Genomic DNA, 22719 nt, shown 5'->3' with positions numbered 1-22719 from the left:
GTGTTGAAGGAGAGATGTCATGAAAAAGCTCATTCTTGCTTCCGTTTCCGCCCTGGCCCTGTTCGGCGTTGCCGCCTGCAGCGACAGCGGTACGGATAACACCACCACCCAGAGCACCAATCCGCCAGCCGCCGAGCCCATGAAGCCGGCGACGCCGGATGCACCGAAGCCTGCAGAACCGGCTCCGGCAACACCTGCTCCTGCCCCCGCGCAGTAGCAGCAGTCTCGGTCACTTTGACGTGACGAGAGAGGAGGCCGGCTTCGCGCCGGCCTTCCTGCGTTTAGGTCGATTCGGGGCTCAAGGGTCTTGAACCGGCTCTTTCCTACGGTTTGGGATCTGGCGCGTCGGTTGCTTGCGTGAATTCGATCCACTCTGCGGCGCTGTCTTGGCTTGATAGCGATGGCCGGCGGCCCTAATAAGCGCTCATGTCGATTTGGGATCGCCTCGGCGACTTCATCAACCGCGTTTCATCTTCAGCCACGTCCGGCGTAGCCGATGTGGTCGAGGCCGTGCGCACGGTTTTCTCCGGTGACGCCGATCTGCGCCGGCGCGTCGCCTTCTCTGTGGCGATGATTGCGCTGTCAGCCAAGATGGCCAAGGCCGATGGCATCGTCACCCAGGACGAGGTTCGCGCGTTCCAGGAAATATTCGAGGTGCCGCGAGAACAGACCCGCAATGTGGCGCGGCTTTACGATCTGGCCAAGCGCGACGTCGCCGGGTTCGAGACCTATGCCGAGAGTATGGCGCAGATGTGCGGCTCGGGCCATTCGAACTGCGTCATGCTGGAAGACATACTCGACGGTCTGTTCCATATCGCCAAGGCGGACGGGCTGGTGCATGAGCGCGAAGGGATTTTCCTGCACCGTATTGCCGAGATTTTCCGCATCGACGAGGTGCACTACGAGGCCATCCTGGCCAGGCACGTCAATCTCGGCGCCGGCGATCCCTATATCGTGCTCGGCATTGAGCGCGGGAAACCGTTCGAGGAGGTCAGGAAGCGATACCGCAAGCTGGTCTCCGACAATCATCCGGACCGGCTGATCGCGCGCGGCCTGCCGCAGGAATTCATCAAGATTGCAACGACCAGGGTCGCGGCGATCAACGCGGCCTATGAAATGATCGAGCGGGGCCTCAGGCACGCATGAGCGGCTTCCCGCCCGACGAGCCAAGCGCGGAGGTCAGGGTATCGCCGAATTTCGGCCCGCGGCGCGAAACCCTCAGGCCCGACATGATCGTGCTGCACTATACCGGCATGGCGACGGGTGCTGCCGCGGAAGCCTGGTTGTGCGACCCCGCAAGCGAAGTCTCGTCGCACTACCTCGTCCACGAGGATGGCCGCATTATCCAGATGGTGCGCGAAAGCGACCGCGCCTGGCACGCCGGTGCAAGTTCCTGGTTCGGTCGTCGCGACATCAACTCCTGTTCGGTCGGCATCGAAATCGTCAATCCCGGCCATTTGCTCGGCTATTCGGCCTTTCCCAAGCGGCAGGTGGAAGCGGTGATCGGGCTTTGCCTTGGTATCATCGAACGCCATTGCATTTCGGCGCAAAGGGTGCTTGCCCATTCCGACATCGCGCCGGGGCGCAAGATCGACCCGGGCGAGAAATTCCCCTGGAAAGCGCTGTTTGCGGCCGGGGTCGGCCATCTCGTGCCTGCGGCGCCGGTCCGGCGCGGCGCGGTGCTGAAAGCCGGCGATACCGGCGCCGAGGTCGAGGCACTGCAGTCGATGCTGGCGCTCTATGGCTATGGCGTCGAGATATCAGGTGTCTTCGACCGCCAGACCGAAATCGTCGTCGAAGCTTTTCAGCGGCATTTCCGACCACGCCTGGTGGATGGCGTCGCCGACGGCTCTACGTCTAGCACGCTGCAAAGCCTGCTGACTTCCCTTAGGTCAGTTGCGTCTAAATAATCTTTTCCTAATATTCAAGTTACAGCCTGTCACTGAAAGTGAATTGCCTCGCCTTGTTCGACACAAATTCCGCCCTCAAAGGCAGTTCGTGCAAATTATCGGACCTCCAGCCCCCCGGATGCTCCGATATTGATTAGGCGTTGCTGCGTGAAGATCTTCGCGCGGCCAAACAGAACAGGACCACATGCAGAAATTGACCGTTGTAACGGCAGCTATTGCTGCCGGCGTAATGACTTTTGCCTTCAGCACGGCCGATGCCGCACCACTGAGCCAGAGGGCAGACCAGGGCTTCATCGCCGCACCCGCCAAGGCCACCATGACGAAAGCAAACCCGAAAGCAAAAAGAGCAACCACCGCGAATGTGCGCAAAGCAGCCGTGGTGAAGGCCAGAAAAGCCACGGCCAAGAGGCATTTTAAGCGCAACAGGAAGAGCGTCGACCTGACGACGACCGCATCGATCCGCCCAAGCACCGCTGCGGAGTCGACTGCGGCAGCCGCGCTTGGCGACCAGTATTCGGCAATCATTGCCCGCTATGCTGCGGCCGAAGGCGTGCCGGTGTCGCTGGCCCAGGCGGTCATCAAGATCGAGAGCAACTACCGGCCGAACATCGTCGGCAGCGCGGGTGAAATCGGCCTGATGCAGATCAAGCCGGCAACGGCGCGGATGATGGGGTATAGCGGCTCGGCCAAGGGTCTGTTCGATCCCGACACCAACATCAAATACGGCATGAAGTACCTTGCCATGGCGCGCAATCTCGGCGGCGGCACCACCTGCGGCACGATCCTGAAATACAATGCCGGCCATGCCGCGACGCGGATGAACCCGGTGTCGGCGGCCTATTGCGGCAAGGTCAAGGTGCAGTTGGCGGCATTGGGATCGCCGGCATAAGTCTGCTTTTTCATTTGCGTTTTGGAACGTGAACCCCTTTATACGCTCTGCCAGCTGGCCGGGCGGCCGCACCCGCAAAGCCGAAAGGCTGCGGGTGAGGAAAGTCCGGGCTCCATGGAGACACGGTGCCGGTTAATGGCCGGCGGGGGCGACCCCAGGGAAAGTGCCACAGAAAGCAAACCGCCACGATTTATCGGGGCAAGGGTGAAAGGGTGGGGTAAGAGCCCACCGCGCGACTGGCAACAGGAGCGGCACGGTAAACCCCACCGGGAGCAAGACCGAATAGGGACGGTGCGAGGGGAAACCTTCGAGGGCTGTTTCCGGCTCACCGTCCGGGTAGGTTGCGTGAGGCGCATGGCAACATGCGCCCAAGATGAATGGCCGCCACGTTCTCGCCCCGAAAGGGGCGAGGGCCATACAAAACCCGGCTTACAGGCCAGCTGGCAATTTCTCCCCCATATCGCGATTAATCCTTTGGATCAGCAGTCTGCGCCTTCGGGCGCAGCTGGCGATTCAGGTGCTTGAGCGATTGAATCAAGTACGCATACTGGGGTCGAGACAAACGCATCCTTGAAGCTGGTACGATTTAATCGTACCATGATTGTCATGGTTTGATCAGGAGCGCATCATGGGTCACGTCGACAAACGCAGCATCACGCTTTCGCCGGAACTGGCGGCGGCGGTCGACGATGTCGTGGCCGCCGGCGAATATGCCTCGGCCAGCGAAGTCATCCGTGATGCGCTGCGGCAATGGAAAGACCGCCGCGATCTGCTCGGCTATACGGTCGAGGAACTGCGCAGGCTGGTTCAGGAGGGGATCGACAGCGGACCGGCGGTGGACGGCCAGCCCTTCATGGACCGGCTGCGAGCCAAATATCACAGGATGTCGGAAGCTGCAGGCTCGGAAGAGTGAAATATCGGCTGCTTCCTCAGGCGATATCAGATGTCGAAGGCATCGGTGACTACATTGCGGAACATAGCCCAAAGGGAGCCATGCGCCTTGTGGACGCTTTGGAGAGGCGCTAGACACTGCTCACCTTGCACCCGTTCTCAGGTGCGCCGCGCGATGATATCGCGCCCGGCATTCGTCATCTGATCGTCGGCGAATATGTCACTCTGTATCGCATGGGCGAAGACGCGATCGAGATCGTCCGCGTTTTGCACGGCAGGCGCGATATTGGCGCCGACGACTTGGTGACCTAATCCACCAGTTCAGACGCCGATCTTGTCCAGCGATGCCTCGATCGCCTGCCAGAGTTCTTCCACCGGCTCGCAGCCCACCGACAGGCGCACGAAGCCGGGCGGAACCGAATCTCCTCGCTTGGCCCGCCGCTCGGCGGAGGTGTGGACACCCCCGAACGACGTTGCCGCCTGCATCAGCGTGCAGTTGTTGATGAAATCCTCGGCCTTTTCCTGGGAGAGGAGTTCGAAGGACACGAGGAAGCCGAAGCGCTCCATCTGCGCCCGGGCGAGGTTGTGCGACGGGTCGCCCTCCAGCCCGGGGTAGCGCAAGCCGCTAACGGCGCGATGGTTTTTCAGGCGCTTCGCGATCACCTCGGCAGAAGAACACATGCGGTCGAAGCGTACGTCCAGCGTCTCCAGGCCGCGATGCACCAGCCAAGCCTCGAACGGGCCGGGAATGCCGCCCGCGGTCTCGCGCCAGCCGGTGACGGCCGCGATGATATCTGGATTGCGGCTGGCGACATGGCCGAACAGCACGTCGGAATGCCCGTTGGCCGCCTTGGTGTCGGCAGCAACGATGATGTCGGCGCCGAGATCGAGCGGACGCTGGCCGAACGGCGTCATCGTGGTGTTGTCGACGACGACGATCGCGCCCGCTTGGTGCGCGGCCTCGGTGACGGCTGTGATGTCGCAAATGTCCAATCGCGGATTTGACGGGGTTTCAACGTAGACAAGGCGGTAGCCGTCGAAGCCGCCGTCGAGGAATGTAGCTGTCGGCCGCAGATCATAGGCGACGCCGAAGGGCTTGAGGAAACGTTCGGCCAGCGCGCGTGTGGCATGGTAGCCGTCCGAAGGCAAAAGCACGCGGTCGCCGGATTTCAACAGGCCGAAAAACACCGCCGAGATTGCCGCCATTCCTGAGGGGAAGCCGACGCATGGCGCGTCTTCCAGATGCGCCAGCATGTGCTCGACCGCATCCCAGGTGGCGTTGCTGTAACGGCCGTACTGACTGTAGCCGGCGCCGTCGCCCGGGTTGTGGAAAATAGCGGCCATGGTCAGCGGCAATGGGATGGGGTCGCCTTTGACAAGTCCGTCGCGACGCAGATGGGCAAGGGAGGCCGCGCGGGACCTGGCTGTTTCGGACATGGATTTCTGACCTTGTTGCTCAGCGAAAAGACTGACGACGCTATTCGCGGCAGTGATGCGCGGCAAGCCGCTTCCGCTTGGGCCAGCCCGCTCTAAACGGTTCGTTAGGCTTAATGGGAGATAAAGACGGGAGTGTTGTCAGAGCTGCTCTCACCGGTTGTGGCGCGCGCGTTTGTGAAGCCTGTTCCCGTTGACGCCCATAGTGCCCCATGATATCCCATTTCGATACCAAAGCCTTCGTTCCGCGTCAGGGTAAAGCGTACGCCAATCGGGCAGCCGCGGCGGCTGTGCGTTTGCGGGGTTTTGCCGCTGGGATCGAAGCGGACTTTCGGCAGGGGACGCGCTTCGGCGCGGACGAAAACATGGAGAGGGGTGCGGCGGCGGAAGCGGCTGCAGCGTGTCATGGACCGGTTTCTGTCAAGCGCGGTGAACAGGATCGATGCGAAGGGGCGGGTCTCCGTTCCGGCGCATTTCCGCGCGGTCGTGCAGAAGCGTGGCTATTCGGAACTCTATGCGCTGCGCGGCCTGGACGTGCCTGCGATGGATGTCGGCGGGCTCGATCTGCTCGACCGCTACGAGCAGCGCATCGCGCTGGAAGACCCTTTTTTGCAGACGGCGGACGATATGTCGTTCTTCTGCCATGGCGACGGGACGTTCCTGAAGCTCGATCAGGATGGCCGCATCACGATGAGCGATTTCATCCGCGAGCATACGGGCATCACGAGCGAAGTGGCCTTTGTCGGCCGTGGCAATTTCTTTCAAGTTTGGGAGCCTGGACGGCTGGCCGCCTATGGGGCGCAGGCGCGCGCTCGGCTTTTGCAGCTTCGGCAGGGGACGAAGGCTCACGAGGCCAAGGCTGGGGAGCGGCCGGAATGATGGCGGATCACGGCGATGATCTCAGCGCCGTTGGCGGACCGGTCCGCCACATTCCGGTCCTCCTCGCCGAAGTGCTGGAGGCGCTCTCACCCAAAGCCGGCGATGTGATCGTCGACGGCACGTTTGGCGCCGGCGGCTACACCAAGGCGATCTTGGCGAGCGGCGCCTCGGTGGTGGCGATCGATCGCGATCCCGATGCGATTGCCGCCGGGCGCGGCCTGGAACAGCAATCCGGCGGCAGGCTAAGGCTGGTGCAGGCGCCATTTTCGACGCTGGACGAGCAGGTCGAAAGCGCCGACGGCGTTGTCCTCGACATCGGCATTTCCTCCATGCAGGTCGACCAGCCCGAGCGCGGCTTTTCGTTCCGCACCGACGGGCCGCTCGACATGCGCATGGCGCAGGCGGGCTTGAGTGCTGCCGACGTCGTCAATTCGTTCAAGATAGGCGACCTTGCCCGCATCTTCGGCTTCCTCGGCGAAGAGCGGAATGCCGGCCGCATTGCCCGCATGATCGAGTCACGCCGCGAAAAACGTCCGTTCGAGCGCACGCTCGATCTCGCCGACGCCATCGAAACGCATATCGGCCGCGCGCCGAAGGACAAGATTCATCCGGCCACCCGCGTCTTCCAGGCGCTGCGCATTTTCGTCAATGACGAGTTGAGCGAATTGGCCAAGGCTCTGGTGGCGTCGGAGCGGATATTGAAGCCCGGCGGGCGGCTTGCCGTGGTGACGTTCCATTCGCTGGAAGACCGCATCGTCAAGCGGTTCATCGCCGACCGCGCCGACGTCGCCACCGGCTCACGTCATTTGCCCGAGGCGCATGCGCGCACCGCGACCTTCCGCAAGGCCGGTGGCGGCGTGACGGCAGGCGATGCGGAGGTCGCTGCCAATCCGCGGGCGCGCTCGGCCAGGCTGCGCGCCGCAATCCGCACCGAGGCGCCGGCGCGCGCCGGGGATCTCACCATTTTCGGCCTTCCAAAACTTCCCGGCATCCAGGCGCCGCGAGAGAGGTGAATACGTGTTTCGAACCAGCGACATAGTCCTGATCGCCGTCATGGTCTCGGCCGCGGCTCTGACCTACAAGGCCAAGCGCGAGGCCGAGGAACAGCTGGCTTCGGTGCAGAAGATCGAGGCGCAGATCCGCTATGAGGAGGACACGATCGACCTGCTCAAGGCCGACTGGAGCCTGCTGACCCAGCCGTCGCGCCTGCAGAAGCTGGCTGAAATCTACAAATCGCAGCTCGCACTCGAGCCGGTCAATGCGCGGCAGATCGTCGGGCTCGACGACCTGCCGGCAAAACCGCTCAACATCGAGGACCTGTCGTCGCAACGGCTTGGCGGCATGGCCGACAATTCCGGCAAAGGACCAGCCGATAAGGATCCCGTGGTCACCGGAGCCATCGTCCAATGATCGCTGGATTTCCAATGCGCGCCAAACTTCCGTCGGTCGGCAAATTGCTGAAGCGCCGCGCACGGACCGGCGAGGACGGCTCCATCGTGGTCGAAGGCGCGCGCAAGGCGACCGGCGGCAAGGCCAAGACCCGCATCGTGATGACGATGGCGGTGTTCTTCGGCATCTATTCGACCATCGCCGGGCGGCTGGTCTATCTCGGTTTCCAGTCCCCCGACATGTCGAATGGGCCGCAAAGCCGGGTGACGGCGTCGCGTCCCGACATCGTCGACCGCAACGGCGAGGTGCTGGCGACCGACATCAAGACGGCATCGCTGTTTGCCGAGCCGCGCCGCATCGTCGATGCCGACGAGGCGATCGAAAAGCTGTCGACCATTCTGCCAGATATCGACCCCGAGCAGACCTATCACAAGCTGAAGAGCGGCGCCGGCTTCGTCTGGCTGCAGCGGCAGCTGACGCCCAAGCAGCAGGCCGACATCATGCAGCTCGGCATTCCCGGAATCGGCTTTCGCACCGAAAAGCGCCGCTTCTATCCGGCCGGCGTGACCTCGTCCTACATTGTCGGCCTCACCAACATCGACAATCAGGGCATCTCCGGCATGGAGAAATACATTGACGAGCAGGGCTTAAGCGACCTGCAGGCCTCAGGCCTTGCGATCGCCAAGGATCTGAAGCCGGTTCAGCTGTCGATCGACCTGCGCGTCCAGCATGTGGTGCGCGACGAGATTGCCGCCGGCCTCGAGCGCTATCGCGCCATGGGCGCCGGCGCCGTCGTGCTCAACATCAAGACCGGCGAAGTGGTGGCGATGGCCTCGGTGCCGGATTTCGATCCGAACAATCCCTTCAATGCGCAGGACAAGGATCGGCTGAACCGCATGTCGGCCGGCCTCTACGAGATGGGCTCGACCTTCAAGAGCTTCACCTCGGCCATGGCGCTCGATTCCGGCAAGGCGAACATGAACAGCCGTTTCGACGCCTCGCACCCAATCCGGGTCGGCCATCAGGCGATCCACGATTTCCACGGCAAGAACCGCGTGCTGTCATTGCCGGAGGTGTTCCTTTACTCCTCCAACATCGGATCGGCGCGTGAGGCCGAAATGGTCGGCATCGAGGGGCACCGCGAATTCCTGCATCGCCTTGGCCTTCTGGACAGGATGCAGACCGAACTGCCTGAGGTCGCGCGCCCGACCGAACCGAAGGTCTGGAAACAGGTCAACTCCTTCACCATCGCCTTCGGCCATGGCGTGTCGACGACGCCGCTGCAGGCGGCCGTTGGCTGCGCGGCGCTGATGCAGGGCTACCTGATCCCGCCGACTTTCCTGGTCCGCAGCGAGCAGGATGCCATGGCGGTGGCCAAGAGAGTGGTCAGCGAAAAGACTGTGGAGGGCATGCGCTACCTCTACACGCTCAATGCCGAGAAAGGCTCGGCCAGAAACGCCAGAGCGCCCGGCTACCGCGTTGGCGGCAAGACCGGAACCGCCGAGAAGGTCATCAATGGCCGCTACTCGAAGGAACTGAATTTCAACACCTTCGTCGCCGCCTTCCCGATGGACGATCCGCAGTATCTGGTGTTTACGATCGCTGACGCTCCGCACCCGGAAAAGCCAGGAATGACCGACGTTGCCGCCAACAATGCGGGTGTCATGGCCGGAAACATCATCAGGCGGGCAGCCGCCATGCTTGGCGTGAAGCCAGATTTCAGCCATGAAAATGGCGCAACGCTGGTTTCCTATCAGTGATTCTTAGGGCGCGCCGGCAACTGCGCGCCATTTTGTTGAGATAAACGGGGTTCGATGCACCTGAGAGATTTAGCCGGTATCCTGCCTGTCGAGGGAACATCTTCCCGCGATGTGGAGGTAACCGGGATTTCGTCGGATTCCCGCACGGTCAAGACCGGCGTGGTCTTTTTCGCGCTCGCCGGCAGCAAGGCGGATGGTTCGGCCTATGCCGCCGATGCGGCAAAGCGCGGCGCAGCGGCGGTTGTCGTGGGCAAGGCCAGCGCCGTTTCCGGCCTGTCCGTCCCGGTGCTCAGCGTCGACGACCCACGCCTGGCGCTGGCGCTGAGCGCGGCACGTTTCTTCGGCAGCCAGCCGGAGACCATGGTCGCGGTTACCGGCACCGCAGGCAAGACCTCGGTCGCCGCCTTCACCAGGCAAATCTGGGAGCAGGCCGGCTTTGCCGCCGCGTCCATCGGCACCACCGGCGTGGTGGCGCCGGGCCGCAACGATTACGGTTCGTTGACCACACCCGATCCAGTGGCTTTGCACCAGTTGCTCAAGGAATTGGCGGAGGCCGGCGTCACACACGCCTCGATGGAGGCTTCCAGCCATGGTCTCGACCAGCGCCGTCTCGATGGCGTCAAGCTCGCCGCGGGCGGTTTCACCAATCTCGGCCGCGACCATATGGACTATCATCCGACGGTCGAGGACTACCATCGCGCCAAATTGCGCCTGTTCGACACGCTGCTGCCGAAAGGCGCGCCGGCGGTCATCTTTGCCGACGATCCGTGGTCGGCGCCGACCATTCAGGCTGCGCAGGCCGCGGGGCTCAAGGTGCTGACTGTCGGCCGCCATGGCGATTTCCTGCGCCTGAAGCGGGTCGAGCACGAGCGCCACCGCCAGCGCGCCGAGGTCGAAGCCGACGGCGTGCTCTACGAGATCGACCTGCCGCTCGCCGGCGACTTCCAGATCGCCAATGCCCTGGTTTCGGCAGGGCTGGCCATTTCCACCGGAACGCCGGTCGCCAAAGCTTTGATGGCATTGGAGAAACTTCAGGGGGCACCGGGACGGCTCGACCTTGTCGGCGCCACCGCCAATGGCGCGCCCGTCTATGTCGACTATGCCCACAAGCCGGATGCGCTGGAAAATGTGCTGGCCGCCGTGCGCCCGTTCACCACCGGTCGCGTCATCGTCGTGTTCGGCTGCGGCGGCGACCGCGACCGGGGCAAGCGGCCGATCATGGGCGAAATCGCCACGCGGCTGGCCGACGTCGTCATCGTCACCGACGACAATCCGCGCTCGGAAGTGCCGGAAACGATCCGTGCCGCGATCCTGGCAGCCGCGCCCCGCGCGATTGAAATCGGCGACCGCCGCAAGGCGATCCACGAAGCGGTCGCCATGCTCAAAGCGGGCGATACGCTGATCGTTGCCGGGAAGGGCCATGAAGAGGGCCAGACCATCGGCGCCGAGACGTTTCCCTTCTCCGACCACGAAGAAGTCCGCTCGGCGCTGCGGGAGCGGGCCGCATGAGCGTGCTCTGGACTTCCGAGGCGCTGGTCGACGCCATGGGCGGTCGGCCGCTCGGGCCGATGCCGGAGGGAATTTCGGGGATCTCGATCGACAGCCGCAGCCTGCAGCCGGGCGACGCCTTCTTCGCCATCAAGGGCGAGGCGATGGACGGCCATGACTTCGCGACCGCGGCGATCAAGGCCGGCGCCGGCGTGCTGATCGTTGCCGAGGGCAAGTTGCCGTCGCTTGGGCGGCTGACGGCGCCGATGATCGTCGTGCAGGATGTGCTGGCAGCACTGGAGAAACTCGGTGTTGCGGCCCGCGCCCGTTCCAGCGCAAAAATCATCGCGGTGACCGGATCGGCCGGCAAGACCACCACCAAGGAGGCGCTGCGTCATGTGCTGTCGGCCGTCGGCACGGTGCATGCTTCGGCGCAGTCCTTCAACAATCATTGGGGCGTGCCGCTGACGCTGGCGCGCATGCCCGGCGATTGCGACTATGCGGTGTTCGAGATCGGCATGAACCATCCGGGCGAGATCCGGCCGCTGGTCAAGATGGTCCGGCCACATGTGGCCATCGTCACGATGATCGCCGCGGCGCATCTCGGCTTCTTTAGAAATCTCGACGAGATCGCCAAGGCCAAGGCCGAGATTTTCGAAGGCATCGAGCCCGGCGGTGCGGCCTTGCTCAACCGCGACGATGCGCGCTGGAAGCTGCTCGACAAGATGGCGCGGACCGCCGGCGTCGAACATGTCTTTGGCTTCGGTGAGAATGCACGGTCGACCTACAAGCTGACCAAATGCGAGCTGCATGCCGATCATTCCGACATCACCGCCAGGATCGGCGGGCAGGATGTAGTTGCCCGGATCGGCGCGCCCGGCCGCCACATGGTGCAGAATGTGCTCGCCGTTCTTGGCGCGGCGCATCTCGTTGAAGCTGACATCGCAAAGGTGGCGGAAGCGCTGGCCGATCTCTCTGCGGAGCGTGGCCGCGGCAAGCGCCATATGCTTCGCCACCCCAAGGGACCGATCACACTGATCGACGAGAGCTACAACGCCAATCCGGCCTCGATGGCTGCTGCCATGGCGCTGCTCAACGCGACGCCTGTCACGGGCGAGGGCCGGCGCATCGCCGTGCTCGGCGACATGCTCGAGCTCGGCGACCATTCGGCCAAGCTCCATGCAGCCCTTGCCGAGTTGATCGTCGGCACCGGCACAAACACGGTCTTTCTCGGCGGTCCGGAAATGCGGGCGCTGGCAGACATCCTGCCCGACGAGATCAAAACGGAATACCGCGCCGGCGCCGAGGAATTGAAGCCGCTGCTTTTGTCGACGCTGAAGGCCGGCGACGTGGTGATGATCAAATCGTCGAAAGGCATCGGCTTTTCAAAGCTGGTCGAGGCCTTGCTCGGCAAATATCCGGCGGAAGCCGCAGGCACGAAACAGAACTAGTCCGGGGAACGGAATCGTATGTTTACATTGCTCGTCGATTTTGCGGACAAGGTCTCGGTCTTCAATGTCTTCCGCTACATAACTTTCCGCACCGGCGGTGCGCTGATCACCTCGGCGCTGATCGTCTTCATCTTCGGGCCGACCATCATCAATTCGCTTAGGCTGCGACAAGGCAAGGGCCAGCCGATCCGCGCCGATGGCCCGCAGACGCATTTCAAGAAGGCCGGGACGCCGACGATGGGCGGGCTGATGATCCTGTGCGGCATCGTCGGCTCGTCGCTTCTATGGGCGAACCTCTCCTCGATCTATGTCTGGGTGGTGCTCTTGGTGACGCTGGGCTTCGGTTCGATCGGCTTTTACGACGACTATCTCAAGGTAACCAAGCAGTCGCATCTCGGCTTTTCCGGCAAGGCGCGGCTGGCGTTGGAATTCGTCATCGCCGGCATCGCCGCCTGGGCGATCATGCATAATGGCCAGGCGCCGTTCTCGTCGTCGCTGACCTTCCCCTTCGCCAAGGAATTCATCATCAATCTCGGCTGGTTCTTCGTGCCGTTCTCTTGCTTCGTCATTGTCGGCGCCGGCAATGCGGTGAATTTGACCGATGGCCTCGACGGGCTGGCGATCGTGCCGATCATGATTGCGGCGGCATCCTTTGGCGTCATCGCCTACCTCTCCGGCAATGCGGTGTTCGCCGAATATCTGCAGATCCATTTCGTGCCCGGCACCGGCGAGCTGGCTGTCGTGCTTGGCGCCGTCATCGGCGCCGGCCTCGGCTTCCTCTGGTTCAACGCCCCGCCGGCGGCGATCTTCATGGGCGACACCGGTTCGCTGGCCATGGGTGGCCTGATCGGTACGGTCGCGGTCGCCACCAAGCACGAGATCGTGCTGGTCATCGTCGGCGGATTGTTTGTCGTGGAAATCCTGTCGGTCATCATTCAGGTCGGCTACTTCAAGATGACCGGCAAGCGCGTGTTCCTGATGGCGCCGATCCATCATCATTTCGAAAAGCTCGGCTGGACCGAAAGCCAGGTGGTGATCCGCTTCTGGATCATCGCCGTCATCCTGGCGCTGGTCGGCCTGTCGACCCTCAAGCTGAGATAGGAACCCGCTTGATCCCCGCCGCATCCTTTTCGGGCAAACGCGTTTCGCTCTTCGGGCTCGGTGGCTCGGGGATCGCCACGGCGCGCGCGCTGATCGAGGGCGGCGCCGACGTGCTCGCCTGGGACGACAATCCCGATAGCGTCGCCAAGGCCGCTGGCCAAAGCATTGCGACCGCCGATCTGCGCGGCGCCGACTGGTCGAAATTCTCGGCCTTCGTGCTCTCGCCCGGCGTGCCGCTGACGCATCCCAAGCCGCACTGGACGGTGGAGTTGGCGCGTGGCTCCGGCGTCGAGGTGATCGGCGATATCGAATTGTTCTGCCGCGAGCGGATTGCGCGCGCGCCTGATGCGCCGTTCATCGCTATCACCGGCACCAACGGCAAGTCGACGACCACGGCGCTGACCGCGCATATCCTCAAATCGGCAGGGCGCGACACGCAGATGGGCGGCAATATCGGCCGGGCCATCATGACGCTCGATCCACCGCAGGCTGACCGGGACTATGTCGTCGAGTGTTCGTCCTACCAGATCGATCTCGCGCCCTCGATCAACCCGACGGCCGGCATCCTGCTCAACCTGACGCCCGACCATCTCGACCGCCACGGCACCATGCAGCACTACGCTTCGATCAAGGAGCGGCTGGTCGCCGGCAGCGAGACAGCCATTGTCGGCGTCGACGATAGCTGGTGCGCGCAGATCGCCGACCGGCTGGAGAGGGCGGGCCGACAGGTGATCCGCATCTCCAAGCGGCTGCCGCTGACCGACGGTTATTTCGCCGATGGCTCCGATCTGATGGAAGCCGTGCATGGCCGCTACAGCCGCGTCGCCTTCCTCGAAGGCATCGGTTCGTTGCGCGGCCACCACAATGCGCAGAATGCGCTTGCCGCTGTTGCCGCCTGCCTCAGGGTCGGCTTGAGCCTGGGCGAGATCCAGGCGGGACTGGAGAGCTTTCCAGGCCTCGCGCATCGCATGGAGCAGGTCGGACGCAAGGACCACGTGCTGTTTGTCAACGATTCCAAGGCGACCAATGCCGATGCGGCGGCACCCGCGCTGTCGAGTTTTTCGCGCATTTACTGGATCGCCGGCGGACTGCCCAAGGAAGGCGGCATCGAGCCGCTGCGCGGTTTCTTCCCACGCATCGCCAAGGCCTATCTGATCGGCGAGGCGGCACCCGCGTTCTCGGCGACGCTCGGCGAAGCCGTGCCCTATGAAATCTCGGGCACGCTGGCCGCCGCGGTCGACCATGCCGCGAAAGACGCGGCCAAGGATGACAGCGGCGAGGCGGTGGTGCTGCTGTCGCCGGCCTGCGCCAGTTTCGACCAGTTCAAGAATTTCGAAGTTCGCGGCGAAGCCTTCAGGCAAGCTGCGAATGCTATCGAGGGCGTGAAACCCATCGGAGGGGCACGATAATGCAAAGCCGTCTCGACAAAAGCCCGGTTGCAACCTGGTGGTGGACGATCGATCGCTGGTTCCTGGCGGCGTTCCTGTCGCTGATGGGGCTTGGCATCGTCTTGTCCTTTGCGGCAAGCCCGGCGGTGGCCGAACGCATCGGCCTCGACAGTTTCCACTTTGCCACCAGGCAGATCATCTTCACCGTGCCGGCCCTCGGCGTGATGCTGGCGGTGTCCTTCCTGGAATCGCGGCAGATCCGGCGCATGGCGCTGATCATCCTGGGCATCATGCTGGTGCTGATGGTGGCCGTGCTCTACATCGGCGTCGAGGTGAAGGGCGCACGGCGCTGGGTGTCGTTTGTCGGCATGTCGATCCAGCCGTCGGAATTCCTGAAACCCGCCTTCGTCATCGTCTGCGCCTGGCTGTTCGCAGAACACAAGCGCCAGCCCGACATTCCGGGCAATTTGTTTGCCATGCTGCTGCTGATCCTGGTCATCTCGCTTCTGGTGGCGCAGCCCGATCTCGGCCAGACCATGCTGGTGACCGGCACCTGGGGCGTCATGTTCTTCATGGCCGGCCTGCCCTGGCTATGGATCATCGCGCTTGGCGCCACCGGCGCCGGCGGCCTGTTTGCCGCCTATACGGTGTTCCCGCACGTCGCCGCACGCATCGACAAATTCCTAACCGGCGAAGGCGACACGTTCCAGGTCGACATGGGCCGCGAGGCGCTGATCAACGGCCACTGGTTCGGCGTCGGGCCGGGCGAGGGCACGGTCAAGCGGGTCATTCCCGACGCGCATGCCGACTTCGTGTTTTCGGTCGCCGGCGAAGAGTTCGGGCTGATCATGTGCTTCTTCATCATGTCGATCTTCGCCTTCATCGTGCTGCGCGGCTTGAGCACGGCATTGAAGGAACATGATGATTTCACCCGCTACGCCGTCGGCGGTCTCGTCACCGTGTTCGGCCTGCAGTCGGTCATCAACATGTGCGTCAACCTGCAACTGATGCCGGCCAAGGGCATGACGCTGCCTTTCATCTCCTATGGCGGCTCCTCGCAGATCGCCATTGCCATCTCGATGGGCATGGTGCTGGCGCTGACGCGCAAGCGACCGGAAAAGCGCAAGCAGATGGGCTTTGCCCTGTCGCAGCGCGCCCTGCCGGCGGAGTGATATGGCGCGGGGTGTCATCCTTCTCGCTGCTGGCGGAACAGGCGGACATCTGTTTCCGGCCGAGGCGCTGGCGCATGAGCTGATCGAGCGCGGCTGGGGCGTGCATCTGGCGACGGACGACCGCGCCGAGCGCTTTGCCGGCCATTTCCCGGCCGCCGCCATCCATCCGATCCAGTCGGCGACGATGGGCTCGAAAAACCCTGTCGCGCTGCTTGGCGCGTTCTGGAAGATCTGGCGCGGCGTGCGCCAGGCCTCCGCCGTCATCGCCAGGATCAAGCCTGATGCGGTCGTCGGCTTTGGCGGTTATCCGACCTTGCCACCGCTCTATGCCGCGACGCGGCGCAAGCTGCCGACGCTGATCCATGAGCAGAACGCAGTGATGGGCCGCGCCAACCGGGCGCTGTCCGGGCGCGTCGATGCCATCGCCGGCGGATTCCTGCCGCAAGATGAAAGTGCCACAGGCGCCAAGACGGTGACGACAGGCAATCCGGTCAGGCCGCCAATCCTGGAGGCGGCCAAGACGCCCTACACCGCATCCAAAGGGGCGGATCCGTTCAGGCTCCTGGTGTTCGGCGGCAGCCAGGGCGCGCAGTTCTTTTCCGACGCCATGCCGACGGCGATCGCACTTCTGCCGGAGGCGCAGCGCAAGCGGCTGGTGATCACCCAGCAGGCCCGCGCCGACGACGTGGCGCGGGTGAAGGCCGGCTATGCGGCACTCGGCGTCCATGTCGAGGTCTCGCCCTTCTTCACCGACATGGCACAGCGCATGGGCGCGGCGCATCTGGTGATCTCGCGCTCCGGCGCCTCGACGGTTTCGGAGATCGCCGTCATCGGCCGGCCGGCGCTGCTGGTGCCTTATCCCTATGCGCTGGATCACGATCAGGCGGCGAACGCAGCCGCCCTTGCCGCGGCGGGCGGCGGCGAGGTGCATCCGCAATCGTCACTGTCGCCGGAGCGCATCGCGGCTCTCATTGGCGGGCTGATGGACACTCCCGAGCGGCTGACGGCCATGGCTGCCGGAGCGAAGTCGGCTGGCCGGCCGAACGCGGCACGGTTGCTCGCTGATCTCACAGAGGCTATTGCGTCCAGAAAAACCGTTTCGGATTTCAGGAAAGGGACGCATTGATGAAGATGCCGCAGACCATCGGCCTTGTGCATTTCATCGGCATTGGCGGCATCGGCATGAGCGGCATCGCCGAGGTTCTGCACAATCTCGGCTACAAGGTGCAGGGTTCGGACCAGGCCGACAGCGCCAATGTCCAGCGGCTGCGCGACAAGGGCATCGAATGCTTTGTCGGCCACAAGGCCGAGAATATCGGCGCGGCCGAAGTGGTGGTCGTCTCCACCGCGATCAAGAAATCCAATCCCGAGCTGAAGGCCGCGCGCGAAAAACTGCTGCCGATCGTGCGCCGGGCCGAGATGCTGGCCGAACTGATGCGCTTCCGCCAGGCGGTCGCGATCGGTGGCACGCATGGCAAGACCACAACCACGTCGATGGTGGCGACGCTGCTCGATGCCGGCGGGCTCGACCCGACGGTGATCAATGGCGGCATCATCAATGCCTATGGCACCAATGCCCGTATGGGCGATGGCGAGTGGATGGTGGTCGAAGCCGACGAAAGCGACGGCACCTTCCTCAAGCTGCCGGCCGAGATCGCCGTCGTCACAAACATCGATCCCGAGCATCTGGACCATTATGGCAGTTTCGACAAGGTGCGCGAGGCGTTCCGGCAATTCGTCGAGAACGTGCCGTTCTACGGTTTTGGCGTGATGTGCACCGACCATCCGGAAGTACAGGCGCTGGTCAGCCGCATCGAGGACCGCCGCGTCATCACCTATGGCGAGAACGCGCAGGCCGATGTGCGTTTCACCAACCACCGGATGGCCGGTGCCGTCTCGGCATTCGACGTGGTGATCCGCGACCGCAAGACCGGCGGCCAGACGACGATATCGGATCTGCGGCTGCCGATGCCCGGCCGCCACAACGTCTCCAACGCCACCGCCGCAATTGCGGTCGCGCATGAACTCGGCCTATCGGCCGAAGCGATCAAGAAAGGGCTGTCGTCCTTTGCCGGCGTCAAGCGGCGCTTCACCCACACCGGCTCGTGGAACGGCGTCGACATCTTCGACGATTACGGCCACCACCCGGTCGAGATCACGGCGGTGTTGAAAGCGGCGCGCAGCGCCACCAAGGGCCGCGTCATCGCCATTGCGCAGCCGCACCGCTTCACCCGGCTGCACGATCTGTTCGACGAGTTTTCGGTCTGTTTCAACGATGCCGACACGGTGATGGTGGCGCCGGTCTATGCGGCGGGCGAGGAGCCGATCGACGGCGTGACCTCGGAGGCGCTGGTGTCGCGCATCCGCTCCGGGGGCCATCGCGATGCGCGCTACGTCGAAACCCCTGCCGCGATTTCGCCCGTCATCCGCGCGTTGGCGAAACCGGGCGACTTCGTCATCTTCCTGGGCGCCGGCAACATCACCCAATGGGCCTATGCGCTGCCTGGGGAACTCGGCGGTACCGTCTCATGATGCGCGGCCAGGACCTGTTCGACAAACTTGGCGACCGGCTTGCCGGCCTGCGCGGCCGCATCACGCCCAATGCCGAGATGGACAAGATCACCTGGTTCCGCGCCGGCGGTCTGGCGGACGCCCTGTTCCAGCCGGCCGACGAGGAGGATCTGGCTGCCTTCCTGCGCGCCGTGCCGGAGGACATCCCGCTCACCATCGTCGGTGTCGGCTCCAACCTCCTGGTGCGCGACGGCGGCATTCCGGGTTTCGTCATCCGGCTTTCGGCCAAGGGCTTTGGCGAAGCCGAGGTGGTTTCGCCGACCGTCATCAAGGCCGGTGCTGCGACGCCCGACAAGCGCGTCGCGGCCGTCGCTTATGAGGCCGGTATTGGCGGCTTTCATTTCTATCACGGCATTCCCGGCGCCATCGGCGGGGCGCTGAGGATGAATGCCGGCGCCAATGGCGTCGAGACGCGGGAACGTGTCGTCGAGGTTCGGGCGCTCGACCGCAAGGGCAATCTCCACACCCTCAGCAATGAAGACATGGGCTATGCCTATCGTCACTCGGCCGCACCTGCCGGGCTGATCTTCACCTCCGCCGTTTTCGAAGGTGTTCTGGAAGACCAGGAGGCGATCAAGGCGGCCATGGACGCCGTCCAGACGCATCGCGAGACGGTGCAGCCGATCCGCGAGAAGACCGGCGGCTCGACCTTCAAGAATCCGGAAGGCACCTCGGCCTGGAAGGAAATCGACAAGGCCGGCTGCCGCGGGCTGATGATCGGCGGCGCGCAGATGTCGCCGATGCACTGCAACTTCATGATCAACACCGGAACAGCGACCGGATACGACCTCGAATATCTCGGCGAGACGGTGCGCGCCCGCGTGCTTGAAAATTCAGGCATCCGCCTGCAGTGGGAAATCAAGCGGCTCGGCAATTTCCGCCCCGGCCATGCCGTGCAGGAATTCCTCGGACAGCTTCTTTAGCGCAAGCTGAAGTTCATGTGATGCTTGAACTTCAAACGGTCTGAAACAACAGCGCCACCGTTGCTCCAAAGACTCACAACACGCTTTTTCCGGCCGTTTTCGCGGAAAGTGAATCTGTCGGAATCATAAGCACTTGCCAGCGAATCAACTCTCTGATTCTCTGCCTTAAAGCGTTTCCTGATTTGAGTCGTTCGACGCGTCGACCGCGTTTTCCGTCTGGGGGGGGCAACCTGCCGGGAGACTCGGACTCAATCTGGTCGCTGAATGCGTGGTTGCGGGCCCGCCGTGAGAGGGATGACGGGATATGAAGAACAAGCATGTGGCTGTCCTCCTGGGCGGATTCTCGTCCGAGCGGCCCGTGTCTCTGTCTTCGGGAAAGGCGTGTGCGGATGCGCTTGAGAATGAAGGCTACCAGGTTACCCGCGTCGATGTTGCGCGCGATGTCGGCGCCGTGCTCACCGAACTCAAGCCCGATGTCGTCTTCAACGCACTGCACGGCCCGTTCGGTGAAGACGGCACCATCCAGGGCATCCTCGAATATCTGGCCATTCCCTACACCCATTCGGGCGTGCTCGCCTCGGCGCTCGCCATGAACAAGGAGCAAGCCAAGAAGGTCGCCAAGGCTGCCGGCATCGCGGTGGCGGAATCGAAGGTTGCCAGCCGCTTTGCCATCCAGAACAAGCATCCGATGAAGCCGCCCTACGTGGTCAAGCCGGTCAATGAAGGCTCAAGCTTCGGCGTCGTCATCGTGCATGAAGGGCAGTCGCATCCGCCGCAGGTCATCGGCTCGTCCGAATGGAAATATGGCGAGACCGTCATGGTCGAGCGCTACATTCATGGGCGCGAGCTGACCTGCGCCGTCATGGGCGACGTGGCGCTCGGCGTCTGCGAGATCATTCCGACCGGCCATTCCTTCTACGACTATGATTCAAAATACGTCGCCGGCGGATCAAAACACGAAATCCCTGCTAAAATTTCATCAAATATTTACCAAAAAATACAGACACTGGCGCTCAAGGCACATCTGGCTATCGGCTGCCGGGGCGTTTCCCGATCGGACTTCCGCTATGACGACCGTCACTCCGAAAACGGCGAGATTGTCTGGCTCGAGATCAACACTCAGCCGGGCATGACGCCGACGTCTTTGGTGCCTGAAATCGCCGCCCAGGCCGGGCACTCGTTTGGCAAATTGTTGAGTTGGATGGTGGAGGACGCTTCGTGTCTGCGTTGAAATGGGGACAGGACAAGGGCAGGGGCGGCGCCGGGCCGGCGCTGTTCGGCATGCCGTTGTCGTTCGACCATTTCGTGCTGCCGCGCGTGCTGCGCCGGCCGGTGCGCGTGCTGGCGCGCCTGGGCGGCGGCGACTTCGTCGCGCCGCGCTTTTCCGCGGCCATCCTGTCGGCTTCGCTCATTGCATCAAGCAGCCTCTATGGCGCCATTCTCGGCGGTCATGCCGACGACATCGTCCAGAGCATCACCGCCCGGACCGGCTTTGCCGTCGACCAGATCAAGGTGGTCGGCAACCGCCAGACTTCGGAGATCGACATATTGGACCGGCTCGAGCTCGACGGCTGGACGTCACTGATCGGCTTCGATGCCGAGGCCGCGCGTGAACGTATTGATACCTTGCCCTGGGTCGAAGTGGCGGCGGTGCGCAAGGTCTATCCACATACGCTGGAAGTGCGTGTCGAGGAGCGCGAGCCCTTCGCGCTCTGGCAGCAGGGCGCGGAGCTTTCGGTCATCGAACGCTCCGGCGCGGTGATCGCGCCGTTCTCCGGCGGCAAGCAGGCGCTGCTGCCGCTGATCATCGGCACCGGCGCACCGGCCAAGGCGCCCGACTTCGTGGCCAAGATCAAGAAATTTCCCGAGCTCGCGGCTCGGGTCAAAGGCTATATCCGCATCGGCGAACGGCGTTGGGACCTGAAGCTGGAAAACGGCATCACGATCAAGCTGCCCGAGGATGGCGAGGATCAGGCGATCGCCGACCTGGTTCGGATGGACCACGACAACGGGCTTCTGACGCGGGACATCGCCGCCGTCGACATGCGCATCTCCGATCGCCTGGTGGTGCAGCTGACGCCGGAAGCGGCGACGCAGCGCCAGGCCGCGCTCAATGAAAAGCCGCAAAATCTGAAGCGCAAGTCGGGGACGAAGATATGAGCTGGCTTGGCGGCAACAGCGATGCCTCTTCGCGGCGTTCCGGCACGCTCACCGTGCTGGATGTCGGCTCGAGCAAGGTTTGCTGCGTGGTGGCGAAACTGAAGCCGCGCGAGGACGGCAAGCTGTTGCGCGGCCGCTCGCACCGCATCCAGGTAATCGGCATCGGCCACCAGAAATCGCAAGGCGTGAAGTCGGGCGTGGTCGTCGATCTCGACCGTGCGGAGCACGCCATTCGCCTGTCCGTCGACGCCGCCGAACGCATGGCGGGACTGACGGTGGATTCGCTGATCGTCAACATGACGGCGGGCCGGCTGAAGAGCGAAACCTATTCGGCCACGATCAATCTCGGTGGCCATCAGGCCGACGAAGCCGACATCAAGCGCGTGCTTGCCGCCGGCGCCAAGCAGGCGCTCAAGGCCGAACGCGACGTGATCCATTCGCTGCCCGTCGGCTTTTCGCTGGACGCCGAGCGCGGCGTGCGCGATCCGCGCGGCATGGTCGGCGACCAGCTCGGCGTCGATATGCATGTGCTGACGGGCGATGCCGCGCCGCTGCGCAATCTGGAGCTCTGCATCAACCGCTCGCATCTTTCGGTCGAGCGCATGGTGGCGACGCCCTATGCCAGCGGGCTTGCGGCCCTGGTCGACGACGAACTGGAAATGGGTGCGGCCTGCATCGACATGGGCGGCGGCACGACGACCATCTCGGTGTTTTCGGAAGGCAAATTCGTCCACGCCGATGCCATTGCCATCGGCGGCAATCATGTGACGCTCGATATGGCCAAGGGCCTGTCGACCTCGCTCGACGCCGCGGAGCGGCTGAAGGTGATGCATGGTTCGGCGCTGCCTGGCAGTGCCGACGATCGCGACCTGGTCTCGATCCAGCCGATCGGCGAAGACGGCGAGATGCCGCTGCAGATCCCGCGCTCGGTGATGACGCGCGTCATCCGCGCCCGCATCGACGAGACGCTGGAACTGTTGCGCGACCGGCTGAACAAGTCGGGCTACGGCAATGCCGTGGGAAAACGCGTCGTGCTGACCGGCGGCGCCAGCCAGCTTGCGGGTCTCCCCGAGGCGGCGCGCCGCATTCTGGGACGCAATGTGCGCATCGGACGCCCGCTCGGCGTGGCGGGCCTGCCGGAAGCTGCCAAGGGGCCGGCTTTCTCGACGGCGGTCGGGCTGCTGATCTATCCGCAGATGGCGAGCTTCGAGAGCCATCCGGCGAAAGGAATTTCCGGTCTCAGGATGACCGGGACGGGCGGAAAACTGCATCGCATGAGTCAGTGGTTGAGAGACAGTTTCTAATTGACGGGG

Annotated in this window: 22 protein-coding genes and 1 other RNA gene; 22 read left to right on the top strand and 1 reads right to left on the bottom strand. The window is 63.5% G+C overall.

What is annotated here, in order from left to right; all coding sequences use genetic code 11:
- The first annotated feature begins 19 nt into the window (after window positions 1-19).
- The 7 genes from NKI64_RS11775 to NKI64_RS11745 all read left to right on the top strand — a co-directional run bounded on the left by NKI64_RS11775 (window position 20) and on the right by NKI64_RS11745 (window position 4002).
- Window positions 20-217, top strand: coding sequence for a hypothetical protein (locus NKI64_RS11775; RefSeq protein WP_023668260.1), 198 nt, complete (start codon window positions 20-22; stop codon window positions 215-217).
- 209 nt (window positions 218-426) lie between these two features.
- The gene (locus tag NKI64_RS11770) at window positions 427-1146 is read left to right on the top strand and encodes a J domain-containing protein (protein ID WP_023744594.1); all 720 of its coding nucleotides are present in this window, start codon (window positions 427-429) and stop codon (window positions 1144-1146) included.
- Window positions 1143-1910, top strand: coding sequence for an N-acetylmuramoyl-L-alanine amidase (locus NKI64_RS11765; protein WP_352668072.1), 768 nt, complete (start codon window positions 1143-1145; stop codon window positions 1908-1910). The genes NKI64_RS11770 and NKI64_RS11765 overlap by 4 nt, the downstream gene beginning before the upstream one ends.
- A 184-nt stretch (window positions 1911-2094) precedes the next feature.
- Entirely contained in the window at window positions 2095-2799 is a 705-nt protein-coding gene (locus NKI64_RS11760) for a lytic transglycosylase domain-containing protein (protein WP_352668069.1), read from the top strand.
- 50 nt (window positions 2800-2849) lie between these two features.
- Window positions 2850-3247, top strand: an RNA gene (gene rnpB / locus NKI64_RS11755) — RNase P RNA component class A.
- Window positions 3248-3427: 180 nt separating this feature from the next.
- Window positions 3428-3712, top strand: a complete 285-nt coding sequence (locus NKI64_RS11750) for a type II toxin-antitoxin system ParD family antitoxin (protein WP_023668264.1) — start codon at window positions 3428-3430, stop codon at window positions 3710-3712.
- 125 nt (window positions 3713-3837) lie between these two features.
- A complete protein-coding gene (locus NKI64_RS11745) occupies window positions 3838-4002 on the top strand; it encodes a type II toxin-antitoxin system RelE/ParE family toxin (RefSeq protein WP_245259999.1) in 165 nt (54 codons plus the stop codon).
- A gap of 9 nt (window positions 4003-4011) precedes the next feature.
- Here NKI64_RS11745 and NKI64_RS11740 read toward each other — a convergent pair whose 3' ends face one another.
- Complete coding sequence (locus NKI64_RS11740; RefSeq protein ID WP_352668067.1) at window positions 4012-5127, bottom strand: cystathionine gamma-lyase; 1116 nt, start codon at window positions 5125-5127, stop codon at window positions 4012-4014.
- 402 nt (window positions 5128-5529) lie between these two features.
- Here NKI64_RS11740 and mraZ point away from each other — a divergent pair, with 402 nt between their 5' ends.
- The 15 genes from mraZ (at window position 5530) to ftsA (ending at window position 22710) form a co-directional block, all read left to right on the top strand.
- Complete coding sequence (gene mraZ / locus NKI64_RS11735; RefSeq protein ID WP_023682144.1) at window positions 5530-6003, top strand: division/cell wall cluster transcriptional repressor MraZ; 474 nt, start codon at window positions 5530-5532, stop codon at window positions 6001-6003.
- Window positions 6000-7016 (top strand): 16S rRNA (cytosine(1402)-N(4))-methyltransferase RsmH, encoded by a 1017-nt coding sequence (gene rsmH / locus NKI64_RS11730; protein ID WP_352668065.1) that lies wholly within the window; start codon window positions 6000-6002, stop codon window positions 7014-7016. Before mraZ ends, rsmH begins: the two co-directional genes overlap by 4 nt.
- Window positions 7017-7020: 4 nt before the next feature.
- Window positions 7021-7413: a cell division protein FtsL gene (ftsL, locus tag NKI64_RS11725; protein ID WP_023682142.1), complete on the top strand. Its 393-nt coding sequence runs from the start codon at window positions 7021-7023 to the stop codon at window positions 7411-7413.
- A gap of 14 nt (window positions 7414-7427) precedes the next feature.
- The gene (locus tag NKI64_RS11720; protein WP_023682141.1) at window positions 7428-9152 is read left to right on the top strand and encodes a peptidoglycan D,D-transpeptidase FtsI family protein; all 1725 of its coding nucleotides are present in this window, start codon (window positions 7428-7430) and stop codon (window positions 9150-9152) included.
- Between the two features lie 54 nt (window positions 9153-9206).
- Window positions 9207-10661 (top strand): UDP-N-acetylmuramoyl-L-alanyl-D-glutamate--2,6-diaminopimelate ligase, encoded by a 1455-nt coding sequence (locus tag NKI64_RS11715; protein ID WP_023688028.1) that lies wholly within the window; start codon window positions 9207-9209, stop codon window positions 10659-10661.
- A complete protein-coding gene (locus NKI64_RS11710; protein WP_352668061.1) occupies window positions 10658-12091 on the top strand; it encodes a UDP-N-acetylmuramoylalanyl-D-glutamyl-2,6-diaminopimelate--D-alanyl-D-alanine ligase in 1434 nt (477 codons plus the stop codon). The genes NKI64_RS11715 and NKI64_RS11710 overlap by 4 nt, the downstream gene beginning before the upstream one ends.
- A gap of 18 nt (window positions 12092-12109) precedes the next feature.
- Window positions 12110-13192 carry a phospho-N-acetylmuramoyl-pentapeptide-transferase gene (gene mraY / locus NKI64_RS11705; RefSeq protein WP_023668273.1) on the top strand — a complete coding sequence of 361 codons (1083 nt, stop codon included), beginning with the start codon at window positions 12110-12112 and terminating at the stop codon, window positions 13190-13192.
- 8 nt (window positions 13193-13200) lie between these two features.
- Complete coding sequence (gene murD, locus NKI64_RS11700; RefSeq protein WP_352668059.1) at window positions 13201-14601, top strand: UDP-N-acetylmuramoyl-L-alanine--D-glutamate ligase; 1401 nt, start codon at window positions 13201-13203, stop codon at window positions 14599-14601.
- On the top strand, window positions 14601-15752 hold the full coding sequence (ftsW, locus tag NKI64_RS11695) for a putative lipid II flippase FtsW (protein WP_023668275.1): 1152 nt from the start codon (window positions 14601-14603) through the stop codon (window positions 15750-15752). The genes murD and ftsW overlap by 1 nt, the downstream gene beginning before the upstream one ends.
- A gap of 1 nt (window position 15753) precedes the next feature.
- The gene (murG, locus tag NKI64_RS11690) at window positions 15754-16878 is read left to right on the top strand and encodes an undecaprenyldiphospho-muramoylpentapeptide beta-N-acetylglucosaminyltransferase (RefSeq protein WP_023668276.1); all 1125 of its coding nucleotides are present in this window, start codon (window positions 15754-15756) and stop codon (window positions 16876-16878) included.
- Window positions 16878-18284, top strand: a complete 1407-nt coding sequence (gene murC, locus NKI64_RS11685) for a UDP-N-acetylmuramate--L-alanine ligase (RefSeq protein WP_023668277.1) — start codon at window positions 16878-16880, stop codon at window positions 18282-18284. Before murG ends, murC begins: the two co-directional genes overlap by 1 nt.
- Window positions 18281-19246, top strand: a complete 966-nt coding sequence (gene murB, locus NKI64_RS11680; RefSeq protein WP_352668056.1) for a UDP-N-acetylmuramate dehydrogenase — start codon at window positions 18281-18283, stop codon at window positions 19244-19246. The genes murC and murB overlap by 4 nt, the downstream gene beginning before the upstream one ends.
- A gap of 304 nt (window positions 19247-19550) precedes the next feature.
- Window positions 19551-20477 carry a D-alanine--D-alanine ligase gene (locus NKI64_RS11675; protein WP_023744604.1) on the top strand — a complete coding sequence of 309 codons (927 nt, stop codon included), beginning with the start codon at window positions 19551-19553 and terminating at the stop codon, window positions 20475-20477.
- Complete coding sequence (locus NKI64_RS11670; RefSeq protein ID WP_023725356.1) at window positions 20465-21406, top strand: cell division protein FtsQ/DivIB; 942 nt, start codon at window positions 20465-20467, stop codon at window positions 21404-21406. The genes NKI64_RS11675 and NKI64_RS11670 overlap by 13 nt, the downstream gene beginning before the upstream one ends.
- Window positions 21403-22710, top strand: coding sequence for a cell division protein FtsA (ftsA, locus tag NKI64_RS11665; protein ID WP_023688034.1), 1308 nt, complete (start codon window positions 21403-21405; stop codon window positions 22708-22710). The genes NKI64_RS11670 and ftsA overlap by 4 nt, the downstream gene beginning before the upstream one ends.
- Window positions 22711-22719 lie beyond the last annotated feature (9 nt).

The sequence above is a fragment of the Mesorhizobium sp. M0478 genome (assembly GCF_040321305.1).
Classification (GTDB): domain Bacteria; phylum Pseudomonadota; class Alphaproteobacteria; order Rhizobiales; family Rhizobiaceae; genus Mesorhizobium.
The sequence above is the reverse complement of the archived record's forward strand: the minus strand, read 5'-3'. Positions and strand labels throughout refer to the sequence as shown.